Annotated in this window: 18 protein-coding genes, 1 other RNA gene and 1 pseudogene; 7 read left to right on the top strand and 13 right to left on the bottom strand. The window is 65.4% G+C overall.

Annotated features, from left to right (window positions below):
- The first annotated feature begins 237 nt into the window (after positions 1–237).
- Positions 238–669, top strand: coding sequence for a histone family protein (locus tag P2T60_RS17100; protein WP_276280444.1), 432 nt, complete (start codon positions 238–240; stop codon positions 667–669).
- A pseudogene (locus P2T60_RS17095) lies at positions 666–1,681 on the top strand (histone deacetylase family protein). The gene P2T60_RS17100 and the pseudogene P2T60_RS17095 overlap by 4 nt, the downstream one beginning before the upstream one ends.
- A 26-nt stretch (positions 1,682–1,707) precedes the next feature.
- Here the strand turns inward: P2T60_RS17095 and P2T60_RS17090 are convergent.
- Positions 1,708–4,215 (bottom strand): heavy metal translocating P-type ATPase, encoded by a 2,508-nt coding sequence (locus tag P2T60_RS17090; RefSeq protein ID WP_276280443.1) that lies wholly within the window; start codon positions 4,213–4,215, stop codon positions 1,708–1,710.
- A 409-nt stretch (positions 4,216–4,624) separates the two neighbouring features.
- Positions 4,625–5,058, bottom strand: an RNA gene (rnpB, locus tag P2T60_RS17085) — RNase P RNA component.
- A gap of 196 nt (positions 5,059–5,254) precedes the next feature.
- On the opposite strand from rnpB, the gene P2T60_RS17080 reads away from it, so the two are divergent.
- A complete protein-coding gene (locus tag P2T60_RS17080) occupies positions 5,255–5,857 on the top strand; it encodes a TIGR00296 family protein (RefSeq protein ID WP_276280442.1) in 603 nt (200 codons plus the stop codon).
- 45 nt (positions 5,858–5,902) lie between these two features.
- Here the strand turns inward: P2T60_RS17080 and P2T60_RS17075 are convergent, their stop codons facing one another.
- Positions 5,903–7,054, bottom strand: a complete 1,152-nt coding sequence (locus tag P2T60_RS17075; RefSeq protein ID WP_276280441.1) for a nicotinate phosphoribosyltransferase — start codon at positions 7,052–7,054, stop codon at positions 5,903–5,905.
- A 595-nt stretch (positions 7,055–7,649) separates the two neighbouring features.
- Entirely contained in the window at positions 7,650–9,164 is a 1,515-nt protein-coding gene (locus tag P2T60_RS17070) for an Hvo_1808 family surface protein (RefSeq protein WP_276280440.1), read from the bottom strand.
- 145 nt (positions 9,165–9,309) lie between these two features.
- Here P2T60_RS17070 and P2T60_RS17065 point away from each other — a divergent pair, with 145 nt between their 5' ends.
- Positions 9,310–9,882, top strand: coding sequence for a cysteine hydrolase family protein (locus P2T60_RS17065; protein WP_276280439.1), 573 nt, complete (start codon positions 9,310–9,312; stop codon positions 9,880–9,882).
- 66 nt (positions 9,883–9,948) lie between these two features.
- Here the strand turns inward: P2T60_RS17065 and P2T60_RS17060 are convergent, their stop codons facing one another.
- Together P2T60_RS17060 and P2T60_RS17055 are read right to left on the bottom strand one after the other, a co-directional pair.
- On the bottom strand, positions 9,949–10,449 hold the full coding sequence (locus P2T60_RS17060; RefSeq protein ID WP_276280438.1) for a DUF7344 domain-containing protein: 501 nt from the start codon (positions 10,447–10,449) through the stop codon (positions 9,949–9,951).
- A 244-nt stretch (positions 10,450–10,693) separates the two neighbouring features.
- Positions 10,694–11,626 (bottom strand): DUF8155 domain-containing protein, encoded by a 933-nt coding sequence (locus P2T60_RS17055; protein ID WP_276280437.1) that lies wholly within the window; start codon positions 11,624–11,626, stop codon positions 10,694–10,696.
- Between P2T60_RS17055 and P2T60_RS17050 the strand changes: the two genes are divergently transcribed.
- From P2T60_RS17050 to P2T60_RS17040, 3 genes are all read left to right on the top strand, one after another.
- Positions 11,625–12,329, top strand: coding sequence for a lipoate--protein ligase family protein (locus P2T60_RS17050; protein WP_276280436.1), 705 nt, complete (start codon positions 11,625–11,627; stop codon positions 12,327–12,329). The two genes, P2T60_RS17055 and P2T60_RS17050, sit on opposite strands and share 2 nt — an antisense overlap.
- Before the next feature lie 505 nt (positions 12,330–12,834).
- Complete coding sequence (locus tag P2T60_RS17045; RefSeq protein WP_276280435.1) at positions 12,835–14,133, top strand: dihydroorotase; 1,299 nt, start codon at positions 12,835–12,837, stop codon at positions 14,131–14,133.
- 368 nt (positions 14,134–14,501) lie between these two features.
- Positions 14,502–15,137 carry a dienelactone hydrolase family protein gene (locus P2T60_RS17040; protein WP_276280434.1) on the top strand — a complete coding sequence of 212 codons (636 nt, stop codon included), beginning with the start codon at positions 14,502–14,504 and terminating at the stop codon, positions 15,135–15,137.
- A 204-nt stretch (positions 15,138–15,341) separates the two neighbouring features.
- Here P2T60_RS17040 and P2T60_RS17035 read toward each other — a convergent pair whose 3' ends face one another.
- The 7 genes from P2T60_RS17035 to P2T60_RS17005 all read right to left on the bottom strand — a co-directional run bounded on the left by P2T60_RS17035 (position 15,342) and on the right by P2T60_RS17005 (position 24,193).
- Positions 15,342–15,500, bottom strand: a complete 159-nt coding sequence (locus tag P2T60_RS17035) for a hypothetical protein (RefSeq protein WP_276280433.1) — start codon at positions 15,498–15,500, stop codon at positions 15,342–15,344.
- Positions 15,501–15,597: 97 nt separating this feature from the next.
- Positions 15,598–16,008, bottom strand: a complete 411-nt coding sequence (locus tag P2T60_RS17030) for a DUF7268 family protein (protein WP_276280432.1) — start codon at positions 16,006–16,008, stop codon at positions 15,598–15,600.
- Between the two features lie 2 nt (positions 16,009–16,010).
- Entirely contained in the window at positions 16,011–16,967 is a 957-nt protein-coding gene (locus tag P2T60_RS17025) for an ABC transporter permease (RefSeq protein WP_276280431.1), read from the bottom strand.
- Positions 16,964–17,977 carry an ABC transporter permease gene (locus P2T60_RS17020; protein WP_276280430.1) on the bottom strand — a complete coding sequence of 338 codons (1,014 nt, stop codon included), beginning with the start codon at positions 17,975–17,977 and terminating at the stop codon, positions 16,964–16,966. Before P2T60_RS17020 ends, P2T60_RS17025 begins: the two co-directional genes overlap by 4 nt.
- 86 nt (positions 17,978–18,063) lie before the next feature.
- Entirely contained in the window at positions 18,064–19,803 is a 1,740-nt protein-coding gene (locus P2T60_RS17015; protein WP_276280429.1) for an ABC transporter substrate-binding protein, read from the bottom strand.
- A gap of 115 nt (positions 19,804–19,918) precedes the next feature.
- Positions 19,919–21,586: an ABC transporter substrate-binding protein gene (locus P2T60_RS17010; protein WP_276280428.1), complete on the bottom strand. Its 1,668-nt coding sequence runs from the start codon at positions 21,584–21,586 to the stop codon at positions 19,919–19,921.
- A gap of 111 nt (positions 21,587–21,697) precedes the next feature.
- The gene (locus P2T60_RS17005; protein ID WP_276280427.1) at positions 21,698–24,193 is read right to left on the bottom strand and encodes an ABC transporter ATP-binding protein; all 2,496 of its coding nucleotides are present in this window, start codon (positions 24,191–24,193) and stop codon (positions 21,698–21,700) included.
- Positions 24,194–24,515: the final 322 nt, after the last annotated feature.

Below are 24,515 nucleotides of genomic sequence, written 5' to 3'. Positions count from 1 at the left end.
GCCCGCGCCTGCCCGAACGAAGAGCGGAGAACCGAGCGCATCCGCCGAGACCGGGACCCCATCGAAACCGACGGAGAAGCCCTGACGGGCGCGACGAGCGATAGCCGTGCGACCAAAACGCACGCCGACGAACGCGGGCGTTCGTCGGCGACTTGGACCGGCGCGTCCAAAACGGCCGTAGGTTCCTCGAAAGACGCTTTGGAAAGAACTAAGGGCGCAAGATTCCCGGATTTTGGTATGAGCGTCGAGTTGCCGTTCGCGCCGGTCGATACGATTATCAGACGAAACGCGGGCGAACTCAGGGTCAGCGCGGACGCCGCCGAGGAACTCGCGCGGCGGATTCAGCGCCACGGGGCCGAACTCGCGGTCGACGCCGCCGAACACGCCACCACCGACGGTCGCAAGACCCTGATGAGCGAGGACTTCGGCGTCGGACAGGTCGTGGACAAAGACGACCTCGAACTCCCAGTCGCGCCCGTAGACCGCATCGCGCGACTCGAAATCGACGACAGCTACCGGGTGGCGATGGACGCCCGAATCGCGCTCGCGGACATCTTGGAGGACTACGCGGACAACGTTGCCAAGGCCGCGGCCGTCCTCGCACGCCACGCCGACCGGCGAACTGTTAAGGCCGAGGACATCGATACGTACTTCGAACTCTTCGAATGAACTTCGGCTACAGCGAGGACTGTCTCGCCCACGACACGGGCGAGCGCCACCCCGAAAACCCCGACCGACTTCGCGCCATCAAGGAGCGACTGGCGCGGAAACACGGCGTCAAGTACGTAGACACGAGTCCGGCAACCGACAGTTGCGTGAAGGCGGTTCACGACGCCGACTACGTTGCGGAGTTTCGGGAGTTCTGCGAATCCGGCGGCGGCAACTGGGACCCCGACACCGTGGCGGTCCGAGCGACGTGGGAGGCCGCGCTTCAATCGGCCGGGTTAGCTTGCTGGGCGGCGGAGGCCGCCCTCGACGGCGACGACGGCCGGGACACCCCCCTTCTCGCTCGGCCGACCGCCGGGCCACCACGCGCTCGAAGACGACGCGATGGGCTTCTGTTTCTTCAACAACGTCGCCGTCGCCGCCCGCCACGCCATCGCCGAACGAGACCCCCTCGCGGGTCGCCATCTTCGACTGGGACGTTCACCACGGCAACGGCACGCAGGACATCTTCTACGAGGACGGCGACGTGTTCTACGCCTCGCTCCACGAGGACGGTCTCTACCCCGGCACCGGGGAGAGAGACGAGACCGGCGAGGGCGACGGCGCGGGCACGACGCTCAACTTCCCGCTCCCGGCGGGCGCGGGCGACCCCGAGTACCGCGACGCCTTCGACGAGTTGGTCGCCCCGGCGTTCCGCGAGTTCGACCCGGACCTCCTGCTCGTCAGCGCCGGGTTCGACGCCCACCGACACGACCCCATCTCGCGGATGCGCGTCTCGACGGAGGGCTACGGCATGCTGACCGACCGGGTTCGGGACCTCGCCGCCGAGACGGACGCCGCCCTCGGGTTCGTCCTCGAAGGGGGCTACGGTCTCGACACCCTCTCGGACAGCGTGGCCGAAGTCCACGAGACCTTCGACGGCAAACCGCCGCTGACGCCCGACGAGGACGCTAGCGAGGACGTGACGGAGTTACTCGAAGAGGTTCGGGCGTCGCACCCGGTTTTCGAAGGATAAGTTCGGGGTCGCTCGACCGACGAGAACTACTCCTCCGGGTCCACCCGCGCCAGTCGCATCGCGTTGCCGGTCACGCCGAGGCTCATCCCCATGTCGCCGACGACGATAGCCATCGCCACCGAGACGAGTCCGAGTGGCGCGCCGACCGCAAGCACCGCCTTGACCGCGAGACTCGCCCAGATGTTCTGTCGGATGACGCCGTTGGCTTTCCGCGAGAGTCGGTAGAGATAGGGAACCTTCCGGAGGTCGTCGCCCAGAAGCGCGATGTCGGCCGTCTCGATGGCGGTGTCGGTCCCGGCCGCGCCCATCGCCACGCCGACCGTCGCGGCGGCGAGCGCGGGCGCGTCGTTCACGCCGTCGCCGACCATCGCCACCGAGTCGTGGCGGTCGGTCAGTTCCTCGACGGCTTCGACCTTCTGCTCGGGCAGAAGTTCGGCCCGGAACTCGTCGACGCCGACTTCCTCGGCCACCGCGCGGGCGGTGCCCTCGTTGTCGCCCGTGAGCATGACCGTCTCGATGCCGAACTCCTGCAAGCGCGCGACCGTCTCGCGCGCGGCGGGCCGAACCTCGTCGGCGACGGCGAGGACGCCCTCCAACTCGTCTTCGGTCCCGACCAGCACCACGGTCTTGCCCTCGCGCTGGAACCGGGGCACCACGTCAGCGAGCAGGTCGAGGCAGTCCTCGCGGTCGGCGCACTTGCTGTCGGCCGCCTCCGCGAGTTGTCCACCGTCGGTCGAGAGATGGACGTGTTCGAGGTCGAAGCCCAACTCGGAGAACAGCGCGGGCTTTCCGGCGTAGTGGGTCGTCCCGCCGAGGTCCGCGCGGACGCCCTTGCCGGTCAGACTCTCGAAGTTCTCGATTTCTCGGTCGTGGCCCTCCTCGTCGTGGGGGTCGCCGTGGTCGTGTGCGTATTCCACGATTGCCTCCGCGAGGGGGTGTTCGCTCCGGCGCTCGAGGTCGTGGGCGCACCGAAGCACGTCGGTCTCGTCGTTGCCGTTGAGCGCAACCACGTCGGTCACGGCCAACTCGCCCGCGGTGAGCGTCCCGGTCTTGTCGAACGCGACGGCTTCGACCGACCCCATCGATTCGAGGTGCGGGCCGCCCTTCACGAGGACGCCGTTCCGGGCCGCGCTAGTGACGCCCGAGACGACCGACACCGGCGTCGAGATGACGAACGCACAGGGGCACGCCACCACCAACAGGGTCAGTCCGCGGACGAACCACTCGCGGAAGGCACCGTCGAGCAGGAGCGGCGGCCCGAAGGCGGTCAGCAGGGCCGCGACGACGATTATCGGCGTGTAGTAGGCCGCGAACCGCTCGATGAACTGCTCGCGGTCGGTCCGGTCGCGCTGGGCGTCGCCGACCAACTCGATGACCTGCGAGAGGGTGGTCTCGTCGGCCTCGGCGGTTGCCTCGACTTCGAGGTAGCCCTCCTCGTTGACGGTCCCGGCGTACACCTCCGCGCCGGGCGACTTGTCTACGGGGACGCTCTCGCCCGTGATGGGTGCCTGATTCACCGCGCTGGTGCCCTCAAGCACCTCGCCGTCCACCGGAATCTTCTCGCCGGGCCGGACGACGACAGTCTCGCCGACTGCGACTTCCTCGACGGGGACAGTTTCCTCGGCCGTCCCACCGTCGCCGTCGCTCCGTCTGACCGTCGCGGTGTCGGGCGAGAGGTCCATCAGCTCTCGGACCGAGTTGCGCGCGCGGTCCATCGAGAAGCGTTCGAGCAGTTCCGCGACGCTGTAGAGGACTGCGAGGGTCGCGGCCTCGAAGTAGAGACCGACCGCGACGGCCGCGAGAACGCCGACTCCCATCAGTAAGTCGATGTCGAGGCTCAGATTCTTCGCGGAGTAGTAGCCGTTTCGGAGAATCTCCTGTCCGGCGACTCCCGCCGCCAGCAAGAGCAGGATTGCCGAGACGTGGAATTCGCGGCCCAGCGCCGAGAAGAGAAGGGCGTCGGCACTCACGACGAGGAACTCCAGCACCAGACCAGCGAGCATCAGGACGCCGCCCACCCACGTTTTGACCGCGCGCGGACTCTTCCACACGTCACTCGGTCCCGCCACGTCCGGGCCACCGTCGCCGTCGCTTTCGGAGTCCGCGACTTCGTACCCGGCGCTCTCGACGGACGCGACGACGCTCTCGCGGTCGGCGTCACCGCTCACGAGAACTTCGCCGGTCGCGGGTCGGGTTTCGATGCTCTCGATGCCGTCCACGCCGTCGAGTGACTTCTCGACTTTTCCGGCGCAGGACGGACAGTCCATCTCGGGCACCGAAAGCCGAAGCTCGCCGCCGGTTCCGGTCTCGCCCTCGACCGCGTAGCCTGCGGCTTTCACGCGGTCACGGACCGCCTCCGGGTCGGTCGCCTCGGCGTCGTAGGTGACGGCGAGGGTGCCGGTCGTCGGTGCCGGTTCGATGTCGCGCACGCCGTCGAGTCGCTCGACGCTCGCGGACACCTTCCCAGCGCAGGACGGACAGTCCATCTCGGGTACCGAGAGACGGACGGTCCGTTCGCGCTCGTCGGTGGTCATTACACGACGATAGTCACCGAGGCGTTATTAATTACCCTGTCAGATAGACGGCGTTAGATAGCATTTCTTAATAATCGAGTAGGATTTGATTGTTAAATACGCGAGTAACCTCGGATTCCTTCGGTTTAAGCATAGATTTCCGTCAGCGTGAAACGGTTCACGAGCGTTCATTGCGTTACGAATCGGTCGTAACCGCGAACGATACCGAACCGTGTGTCCGACTTATTGTGAGAGACTCTCAAGTAGAAGTCGATGAGCGCCATCCAGATGGGACTCGAAACGAGCGTCCTGAAGATAGGGGCCGCGGTCACGGTCCTCGCCGTCGAGGTATTCGCCGCACTCGCGCTCTTGGTCGTCGCGTTGGAGTAGGGTACGGAATCGACACACCGGGGGCTGGTCGTGCGAAAACGGCTGAGGGGAGTAAGCCCCCTTCTGTTCGTCCGAGTATTCGGCTGAGCGTCCGCGCGAGCGTCCGGGCTACCGTGCGATGCTGAGCATCGCACAGCGCGGACTTGCACCGGCGAGGATTCACCGTTCCATCCATTCTCTCCCGTCTCCGTGCTGGCGTCGCCAGCACGGAGCGCACGGCGGCAGAGCCGCCGTGCGCGTGGCTTCGCCACGCCCTCGGTGGGTTAACTCCCCGTTCCTTTACTCGGCGTGAGCCTTCGTTCGGTTCGGGTTCGCGCACCTCATGGGTCGGGGAGAGCGGTCTCGTTTCTGTTCCAGAGCCAGCGGTCTCCCGCTCCGGACTTGCGTCCGGTCGCCTGCCCGGACGGTGGGGACTTTCCTCACGCGGGCGCTGGCGTGTGCCAGCGCCCTCGCGGGAACTCGGCTCCCTCTGCCGGTCGAACGTAGCGCCCGGCCGGGTTTAAGGAATTCGGTGCGACCGGTCGATTCGACTGTCGAAAGCGGCTGTTACCCCGACTGAACAGGGTCGTTACCCCGTGACAATCGCTCCCGTGTGAAACGTAGTGGGACGTTTCCGTGTTTAGTATTGAAGGGAAGACTTGAAGGTACTTCCAGCCTAACGAGTTCGTGTATGGCACAGGCTCAGGCAGTGACTCTTTCCTACGAGGATGGTACGCGGGCCGTAGAACTCGCACGCGAATCCGTCGAATCCTACGTCATCAACGGGCAACGCGAACAACCGGGGAGCATGCGCGAGGCGTTCTACGCTCGGACCGGCGTGTTCGTTCGGCTCTCGTCCACGCGAGGACGCGGCCGACTCCGGGGGTGCGACGGTGCCTACGAAGGCACCGACCAACTCGGCCACCTCATCGTGGACTCGGCCATCAGCGCGGCCAGCGACACCTCGTGTGGCTCCGAAGTGGAGGAAGCAGAGCTTCCGAACCTGAAAATCTCGGTGTGCGTCGTCCGGGAGACGGAGTTCACCGAGGACCCCATCGAAGACATCGAACTCGGCACTCACGGCGTCGCAATCGAGGGCCGCGGCGAGCAAGCGTGGATGTACCCGACGCTTCCAATCGAGAACGGGTGGAGCGTTTTCGAGTACCTCGACCGAACCTGCCGGAAAGCCGGACTCCCGAAGGGCGCGTGGGAAGACGACGACGTGATGGTGACGCTGTTCGACGGACAGGTCTTCAGTGAACGCGAACCGGAAGGGACCGTCGAAGAGCTTTAGAAGCGGTACTTTTCCGTAATTTTGACCGATGACCGGCTCCGGTAGCTACGCTTCTTCTCGGAATCCGACCAGCTCGGCGTCCTCGCGGGCGCGCTCGGCCGCCTCGTCCACGTCGAAGTCCCGGACGACTTCGCCGTCTCGAATCAGCGGTTCGAGCAGGGCCTCGCCGCCTTCGGGGTCGGCGCGGTCGGCCAGTCCGACGTGGTGGCCGCCGTCGGGCGTCCGGAACGCCTGCTTCACGCCCGAGAGTTTGCCGCGCTTGGAGACTGGTTCGCCGTCGAGTTCCACGATGTCGAGCGCGAAGTCCAGCGGGTCGGCGTTGCTGACGTAACCGCCGACGCCGAACCCGTCGGCGAGTTCCCGGAGTTCGCGGAGGTTCGCGGGGCCGAGACCGCCGCTGACGAAGATGTCAACGTCTTCGTAGCCCCGAGCGTCGAGTTCCCACCGGACCTCCCGGACGATGTGGCGGAAGTCCCCGCGCCGGGAACTCGTCGTATCGAGGCGCACGCCGTCTAAGGCGTCACCGAGGGTCTCTGCGGCGCGGATGCTCTCGTCTTTCTCGTCGGAGTAGGTGTCGCAGATGGCGATGCGGGGAACCTCGGGCGCGACTGCCTCGTCGAAGGCCTCCCACGCCGTCTCTTGGTCGCCGAAGGCGATGACCAGCGCGTGGGGCATCGTTCCGCTTGCCTCCCGACCGAGAACTTCGCCTGCCGCGACGTGCGAGAAGCCGTCGAGTCCGCCGACCAGCGCCCCGCGTTCGACCATCGGCGCGATTGCGGGGTGGACGTGGCGCGCGCCGAAACTCAGCACCGACGAGTCGGGCGCGGCTCGCCGCGTTTCGAGCGCCGCCGTCGCCACGCCGCTCTGGTGGGAGAGGAACCCGAGCAGGGAGGTCTCGAACCGGGCGAAGTCGAGGTAATCACCCTCGATTCGCATGACTGGACCGCCGTCGAACAGTCGGCCTTCGCGCATGGCGTCCGCGTCGATGGAGAGACCGGAGAGCAGATTGGCGGCGTCTTTCACGCCAGCCAGCAGGTCGAACTCGCCGGTCGGAAACTGGTCTCGGGTCACTTCGGCCACGACGTGCGGGTTGCGGTCGGCCGCCCGAAGGGTCTCTTCGGTCCGCAGGAAGTAGGCGTCGGTCGCCGTCCCGTCGCGGATAGCCGACTCGGATACCACGTCGAACCCGTCGCTCATCGCCACCACCTCGGGTGATGCATGGTCGGACGTACCGCCGCTGGAGCGAAAAAACCCCCGCTTGGCGGCGAACGACGCGCGCCCTCCGGAAATCGGCCGCGAGCGCGCCGACGGCGCGGATTCCCGCGCCGTCGGCGCGCGGTGACGATGGCTCGTGCCGGGTCGGGTGACGCGACTGGTTCGACCATCTATGTATTGCTCTTAGAAATATTTCGGATTCTATAGCAATTATCTGCCAATCTCACCGGTCGGTGCGTGCGGGCGCGGCCCGCAAGTGGCCGCGCCCACCCGCGCGAGGGATGAGCGAACGAGCGGAGCGAGTGAGCGAATCGGTTGGGGAGGCGTGTGGCCCGCGGTGGCGGTGCGGGGCGGTCCTGATTGGTACGAGCCTGAAGCTAGCTCTTCCCGTCTTCTCGTTCTCTCCCATCGCGTCCTCCCGTCGCTCACCTCCATCCCATCGCGTCCTCCCGTCGCTCACCTCCATCCCATCGCGTCCTCCCGTCCCGTTTCCCACGTTCGTCCGACACCTCCGACTCCGACGAGACTCGCGACCGAACACCGGTAGAAGCCAGAAAAACGGAAAAGTCCGAAGAGGTTACTGGACCGGTGCCGCGCCGCGGCGCACGTCCGGCAGGTCCGAGACGGTGGGCGCGTTCACGATGACCACCGTGTCGCCCTGCTTCTGGACGTAGAAGGCGTCGGCGAACCCGTTGCCCTCGATGCGCCACGTGTCGGCGCGGTTATCGACCTGCTTCGCGTCGTTGTACTCCAGCACTTTCCGGTAGCCCTCCACGAACTCCGCGGCGTCTTGGTTGGAGTCCCAGACGGTCTTCCAGACGTAGCCGGTTTCGTTGGTCCGGGCGGCGTCGTTGGTGTAGACGGCCAACTTGTCGCCGTCCCATCCCGTCGAGTAGGTGCTGTTGTAGTTCAGCGGGTCGAAGCTACGGAGTTGGTCGGTCCCCTGTTTCAGGTTGAAGAACTGGCGGGCGGGGACGACCTGCGTCTGACCCTGACTCGGGTAGTAGGGGTACATCAACATGGCGAAGATGCCCGCTTCGCCGACGCTCCCGTAGTTCGGGCGACCCTGCAGTTCGAGGCGCTCCCACCCGTTGGTGGTCCGGTCCTCGATGTCGAACTCGGCGGGGGTGTCCGTGCCGTACTTTTCGGGGTGGATGACCTGCTCGGTACTCGCGGGCGGGTTCTCGTAGAGAGCGTTAACCGCGTCCCATCCGCCGCGCTTCTGGACCCCGCGGACGAACGCCGGGCCGTCGCTGTACGGTTGGAACTTGATGAGGTACGGCCCGATGTTGGCCAGACCGCCGCTCGACCCGGAACCGTCGTCGGGAGTCAGACAGTCGCCGTTCCACTGGTTCTCGCACCGCTTGGAGTAGAGGTGGTCCACGTAGTTGCCGTCGCCCTCGATAACGCCGTCCTTGGCGTTGTGGAGTTCGCGTGTGGACTGGTCGAACTTCGAGAGGTTGAAGTGCTGGTCCTGAAGCGCGTGGAACAGTTCCTGCGAGAGGGTAATCTCGTCGAGTTTCGGCGTCGAGGTGTTCTCCGATACCACGACGATTTCCTCCTTGGACGGACTGTAGTATCCGCCGACCGACGACCCAGAGTTGCGGTTCTGGACCGCGATGGAGTCGGTCGATTCGCCTATCATGAACAGCGACTCGTACTTGGCGTTGTCGAACAGTCGCCGGTCGTCGGGCGTCGAGCGGTTCGACTGGTCCGACCGGAACTCGTCGCGGGTCACGATTTCGACCGGAACCCGTTCCTCGAACTCGAGTTGCCGGACTCGCTCGACGCGGGCCATCGCGCGAGCGACCGTCTGGTCGAGTTCGGTCTCGTTGAGTCCGTCGTCGGGGTTCACGTCGAGCGTCTCGTTGTACCAGTAGCCCGCTTCCCACCCGAGAACGTCCGTCTCGGGGTCGTCGGGTTTGACGACCTGCGACTCGGTGGTCGTCTCGTCGGAGGGGGTCGCCGTGTCCGCCGTCGGAGGTACCGTCGTCTCGTCTGCCGTATCGGTCGTCGTCCCCGCGCCGGGGGCCTGCGAACACCCCGCGACGACGAGCATCAAAGCGACCGCGATTGCGATAGTCGTACGCATTTCCTGTGACCATGACGAAGGTCTACACGGTCAAAAACCTCTTGATAGCGCAGTGAAACAATCGCGGGAGCGAATCCGCGAACGGGGTGCGCCCCGGACCGAATCGTCGGAAAACGTTTTCGACCCCGAGGCACAACTTTCGGACATGCACTTCGACCCAGATTCGACCGCAGTCGTGGTCGTGGACGTGCAGAACGGCTTCTGCCACCCGGACGGGAGTCTCCACGCGCCCGCCAGCGAGGAAGTCGTCGCGGACGTGGCCGATGTCGTGTCGGAGGCCCGCGACGCGGGCGCGTCCGTCGTGTACACCCGCGACGTACACCCTCCCGAGCAGTTCGAGGGCAACCACTACTACGACGAGTTCGACCGATGGGGCGAACACGTCCTCGAAGACTCGTGGGAGGCCCGACTCCACGCCGACCTCGACGTACGCGAGCAAGACCACATCGTGGAGAAACACACCTACGACGCCTTCTACCGGACCGACTTGGAGGGCTACCTCGACGCGCACAAAATCGACGACCTGCTCATCTGTGGAACCTTGGCCAACGTCTGCGTCCTCCACACCGCGGGGAGCGCGGGACTGCGCGACTACCGACCGGCGCTAATCGAGGACGCACTCGGCTACATCGAGGAAGACCACAAGCAGTACGCGGTAGAACACGCTGATTTCCTGTTCGGTGAAGTGACGACGAAAGACGAAATCGAGTTCGAGTAGGGCCGAACCGGTATCGGACGGAGTTGCGGAAGGCGGCGACGGTCGAAACGGTGGCCGCGGACGTGACTACTCGCCGAGGTGGACGTGCTGGAGGGCCTGCCGGACGTGGTAGTCCTTCTCCACGGGGTCTTCGACCGAGAGTGCCTCGGAGAGGTGTCGGGCGACGTTCTCGCTGTCCGCGAGTGCCCCGTCGCTCGGCCCGTCCTCAACACTGTCCAACAGCGAGTCGGCGAACCCTGACCCGACGTACCGGACGGTCTCGCTCCGGGAGTCGTACTCGATGAGACCCGCTTGCGCTAACTTCGGCACGTCTCGGTGGTGTAGCGCGACTGATACCTCCTGAAAGTCGGCGTCGTCCGCCCGGTCGGTCACGTGTTCGGCGAGGTCGGCGACCGTCGCCACGTCGTCCGAGGCGTTCCGAAAGTAGTTCAGGACCGCACGGCGTCGGCCCTCCGACAACGCGGTCAGAATCTGGTCGAGACTGTTTCCGTGGGATTCGTCCGTCGCCGCCCGCTCGTGGTCTTTCCGTTCCCCGCTCATTGTGGAGGTGTGACCGTCGTCTTCCATACTCCAGTAGACGAACAACGGCCGGATGGACCTTCGCCCTCGAAACGTAGGTTACGGGGTTCGATACATCTATTCTCAGTGACGTTTTTATTTCGGGAGACGAACCCTGAAACCGACGGCGAACGTTCAAACTACTTCCCGACGCCGCCGGACAGAGCGTTTTCCGCGTGCTACCACGGAATTCGAGCCCGAGTACGCCGATTTCCGTCAACGGAAATCGGCGGGGTCGCTCCGACCCGGCCGACTACCGAGTGACGCTCACTTCGACTTCCTCGCCCACCTCGAACGACGCGTCCGGACAGACGAGTTTCAGGCCGAGCGCTTCGCGCGCGAAGAAAAAGGAGATGCCGGTAATCGGCGTCTCGTTCGCTACCACCGTCGCGTCGACCCACGCGACGGTTCGGTCCTCGGCGGTGCCGACGCGTTCGCCTGCGAGCGAGACCGGACCTCCCACGCCGCCGACGACGCCGCCGCCGTCGTAGTGGGGGAACCCGCCGTCGAGGACGCCCGAGTCGTCGCGGTCCGGCGCGATTCCCGCGAAGCACTCGCCCGGCGAGGGGTGGTCGGGCGCGTCGAGGACCGCGTAAGTGTCGCCCGCGGCGACGACGGTTCCCCGGCCGTCCCACGGGACGCCAGCGAGTTCGACCTCCGGGGCCAGTTCGAGGGGAAGCGACCCCGAGGCCCGGAAGGGGTCGGCGTCGGGCGAGCGAAAGCCGAGGTGGATGTGGTTGTCCACCCACGGCGCGAAGAACCCCGAGCGAACCATCTCGCCGAGCGAGTCGCCGACGGCCACCTCGTCACCGGGTTCGACCGCGGGCCGGACGTGGAGCATCCGAGCGAGGTGGTCGCCGGTGTCCACCACGATGAGGTGGTCGCGTTCGACGGCGTACTCCTTGGGCGGGGCCGAGACGCTCCGGGTGGCGACGACTTCGCCCGCGACGGGACTCGGCGCGGCGGTTTCGCGCTCGTCGGTCTTCCCGGGTCCGTCGCCGTCGTCACGCCAGTCGCCCTCGTGGGGATAGAGGTCGATGGCACACCCCTCGTCGTGGGCCGTGTACGGCGAGTTGTAGAGAGAAAACCGGGGGAACCGTTCCAGCATCTCCGGGGCGACCGAAATCATCGGTCGCATCTCGGAGACGCGAGGGTTTAGGTACTCCGACTGTGAAGTGTCGGACATGCGCGTACTCCGCGGCCGGGCGGCGGGGCGGAACGCCGACCGCGAAGTCGTCGCCGGGATGCTCGAACGGGCGGCCGAGGACGGCGAGGCGTCGGTCCGGGCGTGGCGACCCCACCGGCAACTCGCGTTCGGGCGGCGCGACTCCCGTGCCGACCACTACGAAGTCGCCAAAAAGGTCGCCGACGCCTGCGACTTCCCGCCCGTCGAGCGGTCCGTCGGCGGCCGAGCAGTCGCCTACACCGGCAACACCGTCGCGTTCGCCAAGGTCGTCCCGTTAGACGACATGCGCGTCGGGATGGACGAACGCTACGAGACGGTGACGCGGGCCATCCAGCGGGCGCTCTGGCGACTCGGCGTCCCGGCGAGTCGCGGCGAACCCGAGGCAAGTTTCTGTCCGGGCGACTACTCGCTCCAGCGAGACGGGAAACTCGTCGGGGTGGCCCAGCGCGTCCGGAAGAACGCGGCGCTAGTCTCGGGAGTCGTCGTGGTGCGCGACCACGAGGAACTCGCGGGCGTCCTCGACCCGGTGTACGCCGCCCTCGACATCCCCTTCGACTCGGACTCGATTGGAAGCATCGACAAGGCGGGCGGCGAGGCCGACCCGGAGACGGTCGCCCGGACCGTCGAGGAGTTGCTCGTCGACGACGAGGAGTCGGAAGTCGAAGCCGTCTCGGACCTCGCCGACCGCGAGACCGACGATTGACGGGGTTCCGCGGACGTTCGCTGGCGACCGCCGCCAGCGAACGCCCGCGCTCAGTGGAACCCTCCACCAGCGAACGCTCAACCCATCAATCCACCAGCGAACGCTCGACCGACCAACCGCCGCGGTTCGGGTGGACGAAAGGGGCCGCCCGGTCGCGTCCACTTCAGTCGTCTGACCGGCCCCTATCCGAAGTGAGCGAAGCGAACGAGGATATGCCGGTCAGCGACCGCGAGCGGGCGGGGGCTTTCTGAGCCTTCACGGTGGCGGTTCCTGGGGCAACGATGCGTAGCGAGCGGGTGGGGGCTTTCTGAGCCTTCACGGTGGCGGTTCCTGGGGCAACGATGCGTAGCGACCGGGCGGGGGCTTTCTGAGGGTTCTTCACCGCGATACCTGCGGGTGGTCTCACCTTCCCGACAAAGTACGGCGAACGAGCCGGGACGCTATCCACGCCGAAAAGGTGAACCGGGACGCTTAGGACGCCCACCCCCGAACTGCCCGACCACGAATGCTCACCATCCGGAACGCGACGCTGGCCGACGGTCGAGAGGTGGACGTGCGAATCGACACGTCCGCGGGCCGCATCACGGGCGTCGGTTCGACGCTCACCGAATCGGGCGACTCCATCGACGCCGCCGGGAAACTCCTCCTGCCGGGGATGATTGACGCCCACGTCCACTTCCGGCAACCCGGATTCGACCACAAGGAGACGTGGGAGACGGGCAGTCGGTCTGCCGCGGCGGGCGGGGTGACGACCGTCGTGGACCAACCGAACACCGACCCGCCGACCGTGGACGGCGAGGCCTTCGACCGGAAGGCCGACGTCGCCGAGGCGTCGTACGTCGATTACGGCATCAACGGCGGCGTGACGCCCGACTGGAACCCAGACGAGTTGTTCGACCGGTCCCTGCTGGCGCTCGGGGAGGTGTTCCTCGCGGACTCGACCGGCGAGATGGGCATCGAGGAAGACCTGTTCCGGGAGGCCGTAGAGCGCGCGACCGACGAGTACCGGGTCGTGACCGTCCACGCCGAGGACGCCGACCTGTTCGCCGAGGAAGCCACGGAGCGCCCCGGCGACGACTACGACGCGTGGAGCGCCTACCGGACCGCCGAAGCGGAGGCCGAAGCGGTCGAGCGCGCGGTCGAAATCGGCGACGAGGCCGACGCGAAGGTCCACGTCGCCCACACCAGCACGCCGGAAGGCGTCGATGCGGCCAAGTCGGGCGGCGCGACCTGCGAGGTCACGCCCCACCACCTGTTCCTCTCGCGCGAGGACTACGACGAGTTGGGCACCTTCGGACGGATGAACCCGCCGCTCCGGAGCGAGGACCGCCGGGAGGCCGTCTTCGAGCGAGTCGCGGACGGCACCGTGGACATCGTGGCGACCGACCACGCCCCCCACACCCGAGAGGAGAAAGACGCCAGCATCTGGGACGCGCCAAGCGGCGTCCCCGGCGTCGAGACGGCCCTGCCGCTCCTGCTCGAAGCGGCCCGGAAGGACGAACTGAGCTACGAGCGCGTCCGGGACCTGACCGCGGCCAACCCCGCCGACGTGTTCGGCCTGACCCGGAAGGGGAAGGTCGAACAGGGCCTGATGGCCGACCTCGTGCTGGTAGACCCCGACGCGAGCCGCGAGATTCGCGGCGAAGACCTCCACTCGAAGTGCGGATGGACGCCGTTCGAGGGCATGCGCGGCGTGTTCCCCGAGTTGACGATGGTCCGCGGAAACGTCGTGTACGACGGACGCGACGGCGAGCCAGAGGATGGCGAGTTCGGCGAAGCGGTCGGCGAGAACGTGCGGGGGTGAGCGTCCACCGGACCGACCCCCGGAAGTAGACGATTCGCAATCGGACGGGCGAGTCGGCGGTTTCGAATTCGCCATACAAAAAAATACAGGCAGTATATCCCGACGTTCGTTTTCTTCTCGCCCTCAGAATGGAAAGAGTTGCCCAAACAGACGCCATTATGTGAAAACCCACCGTAGAGAGTAATGTCGGCGCACACCCGCCGACTGACGCACCGCCACCGAAACTACTCAACCAGAAGGGTACTCGTCCGCCGACGGAACCTAGACGGGACTGCTTGCTCGGCCGTTCCCGTCGTCATTCTCTCAGTCCGAACCGCCGAGTCGTGACCGGCGTGAGACTTACTGTCCCCGACGACGATGACGTAGCCATGCGTGGGGGAGACGTAGAGATACCGACAGATAGCGTGACGCTCGACGGCGAACTGCTCGTTCCCGAGGGCGCACAGGGGGTCGTGGTCTTCGCGCACGGAAGCGGGAGTTCGCGGTTCAGTCCGCGGAACAACTTCGTCGCCGAGCGACTTCGAGAGCGCGGACTCGGGACGCTCCTGTTCGACCTGCTGACCGAGAGCGAGGACCGCGACTACGAGACGCGATTCGACGTTGACCTGCTGGTCGAGCGACTGCTCGCGGCGACCGATTGGCTACGGGAGAGACCCGAGACGGCCGACCTGCGCCTCGGGTACTTCGGGTCCAGCACCGGCGCGGCCGCGGCGCTCCGGGCCGCGGCCGAACGCGACAACGTGGACGCCGTGGTCTCGCGCGGCGGCCGGGTAGACATGGCGTCCGAGGCGAATCCCGAAGTCCGCGCGCCGACGCTGTTCGTCGTCGGCGCGCGAGACGAGGCGGTGCTGTCGCTGAACCGCCGGGAGTGCGACCGACTCCGGTGCGAGAAGGAGTTGGCCGTCGTCGAAGGGGCTTCCCACCTCTTCGAGGAACCCGGAAAACTGGAGGTGGTCGCGGACGCCGCCGCCGACTGGTTCGCCGACCACCTCGGCGACGAGTGACGCCGACGAGTCGGCGTCACTCGTTTCAGGAGCTAGAAGACGTGTCTCCCTACTTCCAAAAGCAATCTTTACCTATACATTAACAACTTCTACAATTCCCATGAAACCCTAAAAGCGTCTCCCGGTCCGGGCGGCCAGCGGCGCATCGACGCGTCGATGCGCCGCTTCGAACCCGCGAGGGAGGTATCGCCGCTCGCTCGCCAGTCACGCCACGCCGTCGCGTATCACCGGCACGAAGGCGTAGGCAAACGCGCTGACCAGCAGAATCGCCGCGAACACGCGGCCAGTCTCTTGGGAGGCCTGCCAGACGACGAACCCGAGTCCGAGGGCGACGGCGACCGCTTGGCGCGTGGTCTCGTTCACCCGCAGGGGTACGACGAGGGTCGGCTAAACTGGAACGGTTGTGTTCACCGCTCGCGCAGAAGCAGAGAACGCCGAGCGGACTCGGCGTCCGCGGCGGTCACGCCACGCTTCCGACGACCAGCGTCGCCAGACTCGCGCCGACCATGCCGCCGACGCCGACGCTCCCGAGGACCGCCATCGCCCGCCGGGAGTCGGCCTCCGACCAGTCCGACCGCCCGCCGATGTGTCGTTGGAAGTTCTCGATGCCCCGGCCCGCGAACACCGACCCCGACCACCCGAGCAACGAGAATCCGAACACGAGCGCACCGACGGCGAAGACCTTCTCGCTGGCGAACTGGACCGACTCGCCCGACGCGACCAGCACCGGGACCGCGAGTCCGGCCAGTACCGCGCCGAACGCGAGCGCCCGACCGAGTTGGCGTGCGCGCTCTCGGCGGGTCGGCGAGTCGTCGCGGATGGTCTCGCCCCGAGTCGAGTCGCCGGAGTCGCCCGAGTCGCCCGAGGACATCGCTAGTCCACGGTCTCGCGCATCCGCGGGTCGAGGGCGTCACGCATCCCGTCGCCGAGGAGGTTGAACCCGAGGACGGTGATGGCGATGAACAGACCGGGGAAGAAAGACCACCACCAGTCGCCGGTCAGCAGGCCCTGATTCACGCCGTTCGACAGCATCAGGCCCCACGAGGGCGTCCCGGCCTCGGCACCGAACCCGAGGAACGAGAGCGCCGCGATGTCGATGATGGCGAGTCCGAAGTTGAGCGTGGACTGGACCGTCATTGGCGCGAGGCAGTTGGGCAGGATGTGGCGGACGATGACCCGCGGGTCTTTGGCCCCGAGCGCCTCCGTCGCCTCGATGTACTCGTCTTCCAGCACCTTCAGCGCGGCACCACGGACGACGCGGGCGAACCGCGGGGTGTAGACCAGCGTCAGCGCGATGACGACCTTCCAGAGACCCGTGCCGAAGATGGAGACAAGCGCCAGCGCCAATAGGAGACTCGGGAACGCCAACAGCACGTCCATCGTCCGCATGATTACGTTGTCCGTGATGTCGCCGTAGTAGGCCGCGAGGATGCCGAGACCGACGCCCAGCACCGTCGAAGCCCCGACCGTGATGGTGCCGTACTTCATCGCAAGCCACGCGCCGTACAGCGTCCGCCGGAAGATGTTCCGCGACTGGATGTCGGTGCCGAACGGGTAGGCCCACGTACCGTACTCGCCGACGATGGCGGTCTTCTTGCTCAACCAACTCGGCGGCGCGAGGTTCGGGTTCGTCCCGATTTGGCTCTGAGTCACCGACCCGATTTCGATGAACAGTCGGGCGTAGAGCGCGATGGCGACCATCGCAAAGATGATGGTGAGTCCGGCGACGGCGAGGCGATTCGACAGGAGTTCGGAGAGGAACGGGGAGGCGCGGAGTCGCTCTACGACGCCGCGCTGACCCACGTCCTCGGTTTGGGTTTCGGTACTCATTGTTCAATCCTCGGGTCGAGATAGGAGTAAGTCACGTCCACGAGCAGGTTCACCAGCGTGAACAGGAACGCGAACATCAGGACGGTACCCTGCACCACCGGGTAGTCGCCGACCTGAATCGCGTCCACCAGTAGGGTGCCGATGCCCGGAATCCCGAAGATGGTTTCGGTCAGAACCGCGCCGCCCAGCAGGGTGCCGAACTGGATACCGATGACCGTCACCACCGGGATGAGCGCGTTCCGGAAGCCGTGTTTCATGACGGTAATCTTCGAGCCTTGGCCCTTGGCGCGGGCGGTCCGCATGTAGTCTTGCCGGATGACCTCCAGCATCGACGACCGCATCATCCGGGAGATGAGCGCCATCGAGTAGATGCCGATGACGACTGCCGGGAGGAACAGGTGCATCGCCGCCGACTGGAACGCCCCGAAGTTGCCCCGGAGGAGCGTGTCGAGCGTGATGATGCCCGTGAGCGGGTTGATGTCGAACTGCGAAGCGATTCGGCCACTCGCCGGGAACCAGCCGAGAACCTGAGCGAACAGCAGGATGACGAGCGGACCGCTCCAGTAAATCGGGACGCTGATACCCGTCAGCGCGCCTATTCGGGTCGCGTGGTCGCTGAACGAGTCCTGCTTGATGGCTCCCAGCAGACCGATTGGGATGCCAAAGAGGATGCCGAGGAACTGGCCGTAGAGGGCCATCTCCAGCGTGACCGGGAGCTTGTAGCGCAGAATCTGCTTGACGGGGGTCCCCTTCTGAATCTGGTAGGAGTTCCCGAAGTCCAACTGGACCGCCTCCAGCAGGAACCGGCCGTACTGTACCCAGATGGGGTCGTTGAGTCCGAGTTCCGTCCGAATCTGTCGGACGAACTCCTCGGACGCTCGCTGACCCGCGATGACCCGCGCGGGGTCGCCCGGCGCGAGGTGCAGGATGGCGAAGACGAACGTCGCCACCCCGAACAGCACCGGGACGAGCAGTAGAAGTCGTTTGATAACGAACCGCTTGGAAATCATTCACTCGCAAAATTGACCGCAGGGGTCAAAAAAGACTCGCTACCGCCCCGCCGTCAGTCGGCGACGGTGGCGAATCGTCGGCGAGACTACTGCTTCAGCGAGACGTGGTTGAGGAACGGGCCGCCGATTGGCGGAACCATGAAGCCTTCCACGCCGCTACTGACGCCGCGGAGGTCCTTCGCGTGGTCCAGCGCGACCCACGGGCACTCCTCGTGGAAGATTTCGCCAGCCTTCTGGTACTTGGGCTTGCGCTCGCTCGTCTTGTAGGAGGCTTGGGCTTCCTCGGTGAGTTTCATGAACTCGGTGTTGGCCCACGCCGCCGCGTCGAGCGTGTTGATGGTGTCCGGGTGGTCGTCCGGGTTGACCCAATTCTGTCCGTCCGGAACGTCGCTCCGGTCCACGCCGGGGTGGAGCAGGGCGTAGTAGAAGTTGTCCGGGTCGCCGTTGTCGGTCATCCATCCGAGGAAACAGGCGTCGTGTTTGTAGTTGTCGGTGTAGTCGAGGAAGGGGTTGAACGGCATCGTCTTGATGTTGACCGTGATGCCGACCTCGTTGAGGTTCGACTTGACGACCTGCGCGGCCTGCTTGGGCGAGGGGTTGTAGGTCCGCGGATTCTTGAACGTCGCCAGCTCGAACTCGAAACCGTCGCTGTATCCGGCCTCTTCGAGGAGCGACTTGGCCTTCTCGAGGTCCTGCGGGTACGGGTCGATGTCCTCGTTGTACCCCATCACGCTCTCGGGGATGGGTTGACTCGCCTGCGACGCGATGCCCTTGAAGATGGTGTCCACGATGTTCTTCGTGTTGATGGCGTAGTTGACGGCTTGCCGAACCTTCTTCTTGCGGAACGGCTCGAACTTCGACATGTTGAACGCCATGTAGCCGACGTTGATGCCGGGTTGTTCGAGGAGGTCGGCCTTGTCGGACTTGTCCACGATTTGGGACGACTGCGCGCCCAGACCGTCGATGATGTCCGCGCCGCCCGAGATGAGCGTCTGGGCGCGGGTCGTGTTCGACCCGATGGCGGTGAACACCACTTCGTCTACCTTGGCCTTGGTCTCGCCCCAGTAGTTCTCGTTTTTGGTGAGGCGGATGCGCTGGTTGCCGGTGTCCCAGTTATCGAACTTGAACGGGCCGGTCCCGACCGGGTTCTTGGCGAGGTCCTTACCGTGTTCCTTGATGGCCTTCAGCGAGTGGACCTTCGAACAGAACATGGCGAGGTTCTTCAGAATCGGCGAGTACGCCTGACCGAGTTTGATGGTGACCTCGTAGGTACCGGCCTTCTCGACCGAATCAATCCAGCGGCCGAGTGCGTAGGGTCCGTACGACGAGGCGTACTCCTGACCGGGGAAGTACTCGTACTCCTTGTCCACGAACCGGCGGTAGGTCGCCACGTAGTCCTCGGCGGTAAACTCGTCGCCGTTGTGGAACTTGACGCCCTCGCGGAGAGTCAGACTGACCGTCTTGCCGTCCACGCTCCAGTCGGTGGCGAGTCCGGCCTTGAGCGAGGTCTTGCCCGGTTCGAACTCGATGAGACCGTCGTAAATCTGGTTCGTGACCTTGGCGTCCTCGCCGCTGGTCGTGTTCTGGAAGTCGAGGGTACCCGAGTCGTTCCCGCGGGCGAACGTGAGCGTCCCGCCCTCGCCCGACGACTCCTCGGTCGTCTCCTCGGTTTCACCGCTCTGGGTCGTCCCGTCGGTCGATTCGGTGGTCTCGGTCGAGTCGCCCTCGCCGTCGCCGCCGGTACACCCGGCGAGCGTCGCCGCCGCCGCCGCACCACCGGCCGCCTTCAAGAAACTACGCCGCTTGACACTGTCATCTGTCGCCATAGGCCACCATGCTCGTACCTCCCATATAAGTATGCCGAACCTGTGAGAAGTTAAAATAAAACAATCACTCGGTATTGAGTTTCCCTTCCGACGGCGGTCGAAAGAGAAGCGACGGCTATCCCGTCAACCGAACCTGCTTGAGGAACGGCCCGCCGATGGGCGCGACGACGAAGTTCTCGACGTTGTTGCCGACGCCGCGGAGTTCCTTGGCGTGGTCCATGAACACCCACGGTGCCTCCTCGTGGGCGATTTGGGCCGCCTGCTTGTACAGGTCGGCGCGCTCCTGTTGGTTGTACGTCTGCTGGGCCTCTTCGGTGACGTTCATGAATTCGGTGTTGGCCCACGCCGCCACGTCGAGCGTGTTGAACCCGTCGGTGTCCCAGCCAACCCAGTCCTGTCCCTGAGGCACTTGGTCCTGCGGGATGCCGGGGTGGAGCAGGGCGTAGTAGAAGTTGTCCGGGTCGGCGTTGTCGGTCATCCACCCGAGGAAACAGGCGTCGTGCTTCCCGGTACTGGTGTAGTTCAGGAAGGGGTTGAACGGTTGCTGGTTGATGTTGACCGTGATGCCGACCTGTTCGAGGTTCGACTTGACCGTCTGGGCCGCCTGAATCGGCGAGGGATTGTACGCCCGCGGGTTCTGGAACGTCGCCAACTCGAAGGTGAAGCCGTCGCCGTACCCGGCGTCGTCGAGCATCTGCTGTGCCCGTTCGGGGTCGTATGGGTACGGGTCGAGTTCCTCGTTGTAGCCGAGGACGTTCGACGGGATGGGTTGACTCGCCTGCACCGCGATGCCCCGGAAGATGGTGTCCACGATGGCCTTCGTGTTGATGGCGTAACTGATGGCCTGCCGGACCTGCTTCTCGCGGAACGCCTCGACGCGAGCCATGTTGAACGCCAGATAGCCGATGTTGATGCCCTGCTTCTCCAGCAGTTGGGCGTTCCGGGAGTTGTCCACGATTTGGGCGGCCTGCGAACCCAAGCCGTCGATGACGTTCGCGCCGCCCGAGACCAGCGTCTGGGCGCGAGTCGTGTTCGACCCGATGGCGGTGAACACCACTTCGTCCACGTTCGGTCCCTCGCCCCAGTAGTCGCCGTAGGCCGACAGGCGGATGCGCTGGTTGCCGGTGTCCCAGTTCTCGAACTGGAAGGGACCGGTCCCCATCGGGTTCCGACTGAGGTCCGTGCCGCGCTCCTGTATCGCCTGTTCGGAGAGGACGCTGGAGGCGAACATGGCGAGGTTCCGGAGGAACGGCGCGTAGCGCTGTTCCAACTGGATGGTCATCTGGTAGTCGCCGTTCTTCTCGATGCCGCTGACCCAGTTACCCAGCGTGAACGGACCGTACGACGAGACGTACTCGTCGCCCGGATAGTACTCGTAGTTCGAGTCGGTGAACCGCCGGTACGTGGCGATGAAGTCGTCTACCGTACACTCGCTACCGTCGTGGAAGGTAGCGCCCTCCCGCATCGTGACCGTCGCCTGCTGGCCTTCGAGGTTCCACTCCGTCGCCAACCCCGCGACCAGCGAGGACTCGCCCGGTTTGAACTCGATGAGTCTGTCGTAAATCTGGTTCGTGACCTTCACGTCCTCGCCGCTGGTCGTGTTCTGCGGGTCGAGCGTACCCGAGTCGTTCCCGCGCGCGTACGTGAGCGTCCCACCGCCCTGTTGCTGTACGTCCTCCGCACTCCCGGTATCGACGTACCCGGCAACCGACGCCGACGCCGCCGCTCCACCGGCCGCCTTCAGCAAGTTCCGTCTTGAAACGGATGTGTCGTTTGAAGTCATCCACTGCTACAAATCAATCATTTTGGATAAAAGCGTACGGGAGGGGATTGGCGGGCGATTCGGTTGGTTCAAATCTCGGTGCAGTGCGGAACCATCGCCGCCGTCGAGTCGCTACTCGGGTTGGTCGTAGAGGTGACAGGCCGCGGGGTGGGCCTCGTCCTGTAGGACCGGTCCCTTCCGCTCGCAGACACTCTCGAAGTTGTCGCGGAGGAGCGACTCGGCGCGCTCCCAGTCGCCGTCGGCGAGGTGGTCGAACGACTCCTCGACGAGGGCGCGGGGTTCGCCCGTCGGTTCCGCGTCGAACAGGCGGTTCCAGAGGACCTGCTTGAACGCCGAGGCGGAGGCACCGGGGCGTCCGCCGTCGGCCGCCGCGGTGGTCTCTGGCCGCGCACCGTCGCCGCCAGCGGCCTTCTCCCACACGGCGTCTAGGTCGATGGCGCGGTCCTCGACGCGTTCGCGGTAGTCCATCACCTCGCGGTAGGCGTCCTGTTCGATGTCGAGACCCTCGGGCGGGATGATTTGGGGACACCGGGTCCGGAAGTGACACCCCGACGGCGGGTCGATGGGCGAGGGCACGTCGCCTTCGAGGATAACCCGGTCGTCGGTGTCGATGCGGGGGTCGGGTTCCGGAATCGCCGAGAGCAACGCCTGCGTGTAGGGGTGTTTGGGGTCGGCGAACAGTTCGTCGGTGTCGGCGACTTCCACGATTTCGCCCAGATACATCACCGCGATGCGGTCGGAGATGTGGCGGACGACGCTCAGGTCGTGAGCGATGAAGAGGTAGGTCAGACCGAACTCCTCCTGCAGGTCCTCCAGTAGGTTGAGAATCTGGGCCTGCACCGACACGTCCAGCGCCGAGACGGGTTCGTCGGCGACGATGAAGTCGGGGTCGACCGCGAGCGCTCGGGCGATGCCGACACGCTGGCGCTGGCCACCGGAGATTTCGTGGGGGTAGCGGTCGTACTGGCCCGGTTCGAGACCCACCGCCTCCATGAGTTCGGCGACCCGATTCCTACGCTGTTGCTTCTTCGACATTCCCTCCGGCGGTGCCTCGTCGGGCAGGGCGTGAATCTTGAGGGGTTCGGCGATAATCTGACCCACCGTCATCCGCGGGTCGAGACTCGACAGCGGGTCTTGGAAAATCATCTGCATGTCCTTGCGCTTGTCGCGCAACTCCTCGCGGTCCAGTTCCGAGAGGTTGGTGTCTTGAAACACGATGCGGCCGTCGGTGGGTTCTTCGAGGTGGAGCAGAGTTCGACCCGCGGTGGACTTCCCGCATCCGGACTCGCCGACGAGTCCGACCGTCTCGCCCTCGTAGATGTCGAAGCTCACGCCGTCTACGGCTTTCACGCTCTCGATTTCGTCGGAGAGCCACTCGTCTAGCAGTCCGTCGGCCCGCGAGAAGTGCTTCTTCATGCCGTCCACTTCGAGGAGTCGGTCGCCGATTTCGTGGTCGCCGGTCGTGATGCTCTCTAGGTCCTCGCCGTACTGACTCGTGTCGAAGTCTTCGAGGACGCACTTGGCGCGGTGGTCCACGTCGTCGGGACCGTGCTGGAGGTTCGGAATCTCGCCCTCGGTACACTCGGGTTGGGCCCACGGACACCGCGGCGCGAAGTGACAGCCCTGAGGCATGTCGATGAGGTCCGGGACGTTGCCCTCGATGGGAGTGAGTCGCTGTTTGTCCTCTTGGGGGATGGACTCCAGTAGCGCGTAGGTGTAGGGGTGACTCGGGTTGTGGAAGATTTCGTCCACGGGACCGAACTCCACGATGTCGCCCGCGTACATCACGGCCACGCGGTCGCAGGTTTCGGCGACGACGCCGAGGTCGTGGGTGATGAACAGGACCGACATGCCGAGTTCGTCCTGCAAGTCGTTGATGAGGTCGAGAATCTGGGCCTGAATCGTCACGTCGAGCGCGGTGGTGGGTTCGTCGGCGACGAGCAGTTTCGGCTGGCAGGCCAGCGCGATGGCGATGAGGACGCGCTGGCGCATCCCGCCGGAGAACTCGTGGGGGTACTCCTCGACTCGCTCGGTGGGTTCGGGGATGCCGACCTCTTCGAGCATGTCGATGGTGTCCTGTAGGACCTCCTCGTCGATGTCCTTCCCGCCGAGACTCGGCGCGATTTCCCGGACCGCGTTCCACCACGAGTCCTTGCGCTGGCCCCCGTACTGGTGGAGGCGGAGGCTCTCGGCGACTTGCTCGCCCACGGTCAGCGCGGGGTTGAGCGAGGTCATCGGGTCTTGGAAAATCATGCTCATCTCGCCGCCGCGAATCTCGCGCATCGCGTTCTCGGGCGCGGCGAGCAGGTCGATGTACCCCTCGTCGGGGAAGACGAACTCGCCAACGCCGGTCGGGTAGCGCTCGGCGAACTCGTCGGTCAACCCTTGGTGGCGGAACGTCGCTTCGCCGCTCACGATTTCGCCGGGGTCCTCGACCAGTTGCATCAGCGACAGGGCGCTGACGCTCTTGCCCGACCCGGACTCGCCCACGAGACCGACCGTCTCACCCTCCCGAATCGACAGGTCGAAGTCGTCTACCGCCTCGACCACACCGCGTTCGGTGTTGAACTGCGTCCGCAGATTCGAGATTGACAGTAAGTCACTCACAATTAGTCGCAAGTGGTAGGCCCGCGGGCAAATACCTTTCCACTTTTCTACCGCCTTCGCCGGTCGAAAGACCTCGTGGACCGCGGTAGTGACCCCAAAAGATACGTCTCGGTGCGTCTCGCAAAATTGGCCACCGCAGTTAGCCTCATGCTGTCGCCGGTTTGTGCGGTGGCTAGAGGGTTCTCCGTTCGAGCGTGCGCTCCGGGGGTTTTCCACGTCGGCGTGCGCTACGTGCTGATTTTCCACGTCGGCGCGTGCGGGCGCGGCCTCTCGTGGCCGCGCCCGTCCGCGCGAGGGACGAGCGAACACAGTGAGCGAGTCG

This window comes from Halorussus caseinilyticus (assembly GCF_029338395.1).
GTDB lineage: Archaea > Halobacteriota > Halobacteria > Halobacteriales > Haladaptataceae > Halorussus > Halorussus caseinilyticus.
The sequence above is the reverse complement of the archived record's forward strand: the minus strand, read 5'-3'. Positions and strand labels throughout refer to the sequence as shown.

What these genes read in the sequence shown, in the direction of transcription:
- P2T60_RS17100 (WP_276280444.1), top strand. Translation starts at nt 238, where the DNA reads ATGAGCGTCGAGTTGCCGTTCGCGCCGGTCGATACGATTATCAGACGA.
- P2T60_RS17090 (WP_276280443.1), bottom strand. Translation starts at nt 4,215, where the DNA reads ATGACCACCGACGAGCGCGAACGGACCGTCCGTCTCTCGGTACCCGAG.
- P2T60_RS17080 (WP_276280442.1), top strand. Translation starts at nt 5,255, where the DNA reads ATGGCACAGGCTCAGGCAGTGACTCTTTCCTACGAGGATGGTACGCGG.
- P2T60_RS17075 (WP_276280441.1), bottom strand. Translation starts at nt 7,054, where the DNA reads ATGAGCGACGGGTTCGACGTGGTATCCGAGTCGGCTATCCGCGACGGG.
- P2T60_RS17070 (WP_276280440.1), bottom strand. Translation starts at nt 9,164, where the DNA reads ATGCGTACGACTATCGCAATCGCGGTCGCTTTGATGCTCGTCGTCGCG.
- P2T60_RS17065 (WP_276280439.1), top strand. Translation starts at nt 9,310, where the DNA reads ATGCACTTCGACCCAGATTCGACCGCAGTCGTGGTCGTGGACGTGCAG.
- P2T60_RS17060 (WP_276280438.1), bottom strand. Translation starts at nt 10,449, where the DNA reads ATGGAAGACGACGGTCACACCTCCACAATGAGCGGGGAACGGAAAGAC.
- P2T60_RS17050 (WP_276280436.1), top strand. Translation starts at nt 11,625, where the DNA reads ATGCGCGTACTCCGCGGCCGGGCGGCGGGGCGGAACGCCGACCGCGAA.
- P2T60_RS17055 (WP_276280437.1), bottom strand. Translation starts at nt 11,626, where the DNA reads ATGTCCGACACTTCACAGTCGGAGTACCTAAACCCTCGCGTCTCCGAG.
- P2T60_RS17045 (WP_276280435.1), top strand. Translation starts at nt 12,835, where the DNA reads ATGCTCACCATCCGGAACGCGACGCTGGCCGACGGTCGAGAGGTGGAC.
- P2T60_RS17040 (WP_276280434.1), top strand. Translation starts at nt 14,502, where the DNA reads ATGCGTGGGGGAGACGTAGAGATACCGACAGATAGCGTGACGCTCGAC.
- P2T60_RS17030 (WP_276280432.1), bottom strand. Translation starts at nt 16,008, where the DNA reads ATGTCCTCGGGCGACTCGGGCGACTCCGGCGACTCGACTCGGGGCGAG.
- P2T60_RS17025 (WP_276280431.1), bottom strand. Translation starts at nt 16,967, where the DNA reads ATGAGTACCGAAACCCAAACCGAGGACGTGGGTCAGCGCGGCGTCGTA.
- P2T60_RS17020 (WP_276280430.1), bottom strand. Translation starts at nt 17,977, where the DNA reads ATGATTTCCAAGCGGTTCGTTATCAAACGACTTCTACTGCTCGTCCCG.
- P2T60_RS17015 (WP_276280429.1), bottom strand. Translation starts at nt 19,803, where the DNA reads ATGGCGACAGATGACAGTGTCAAGCGGCGTAGTTTCTTGAAGGCGGCC.
- P2T60_RS17010 (WP_276280428.1), bottom strand. Translation starts at nt 21,586, where the DNA reads ATGACTTCAAACGACACATCCGTTTCAAGACGGAACTTGCTGAAGGCG.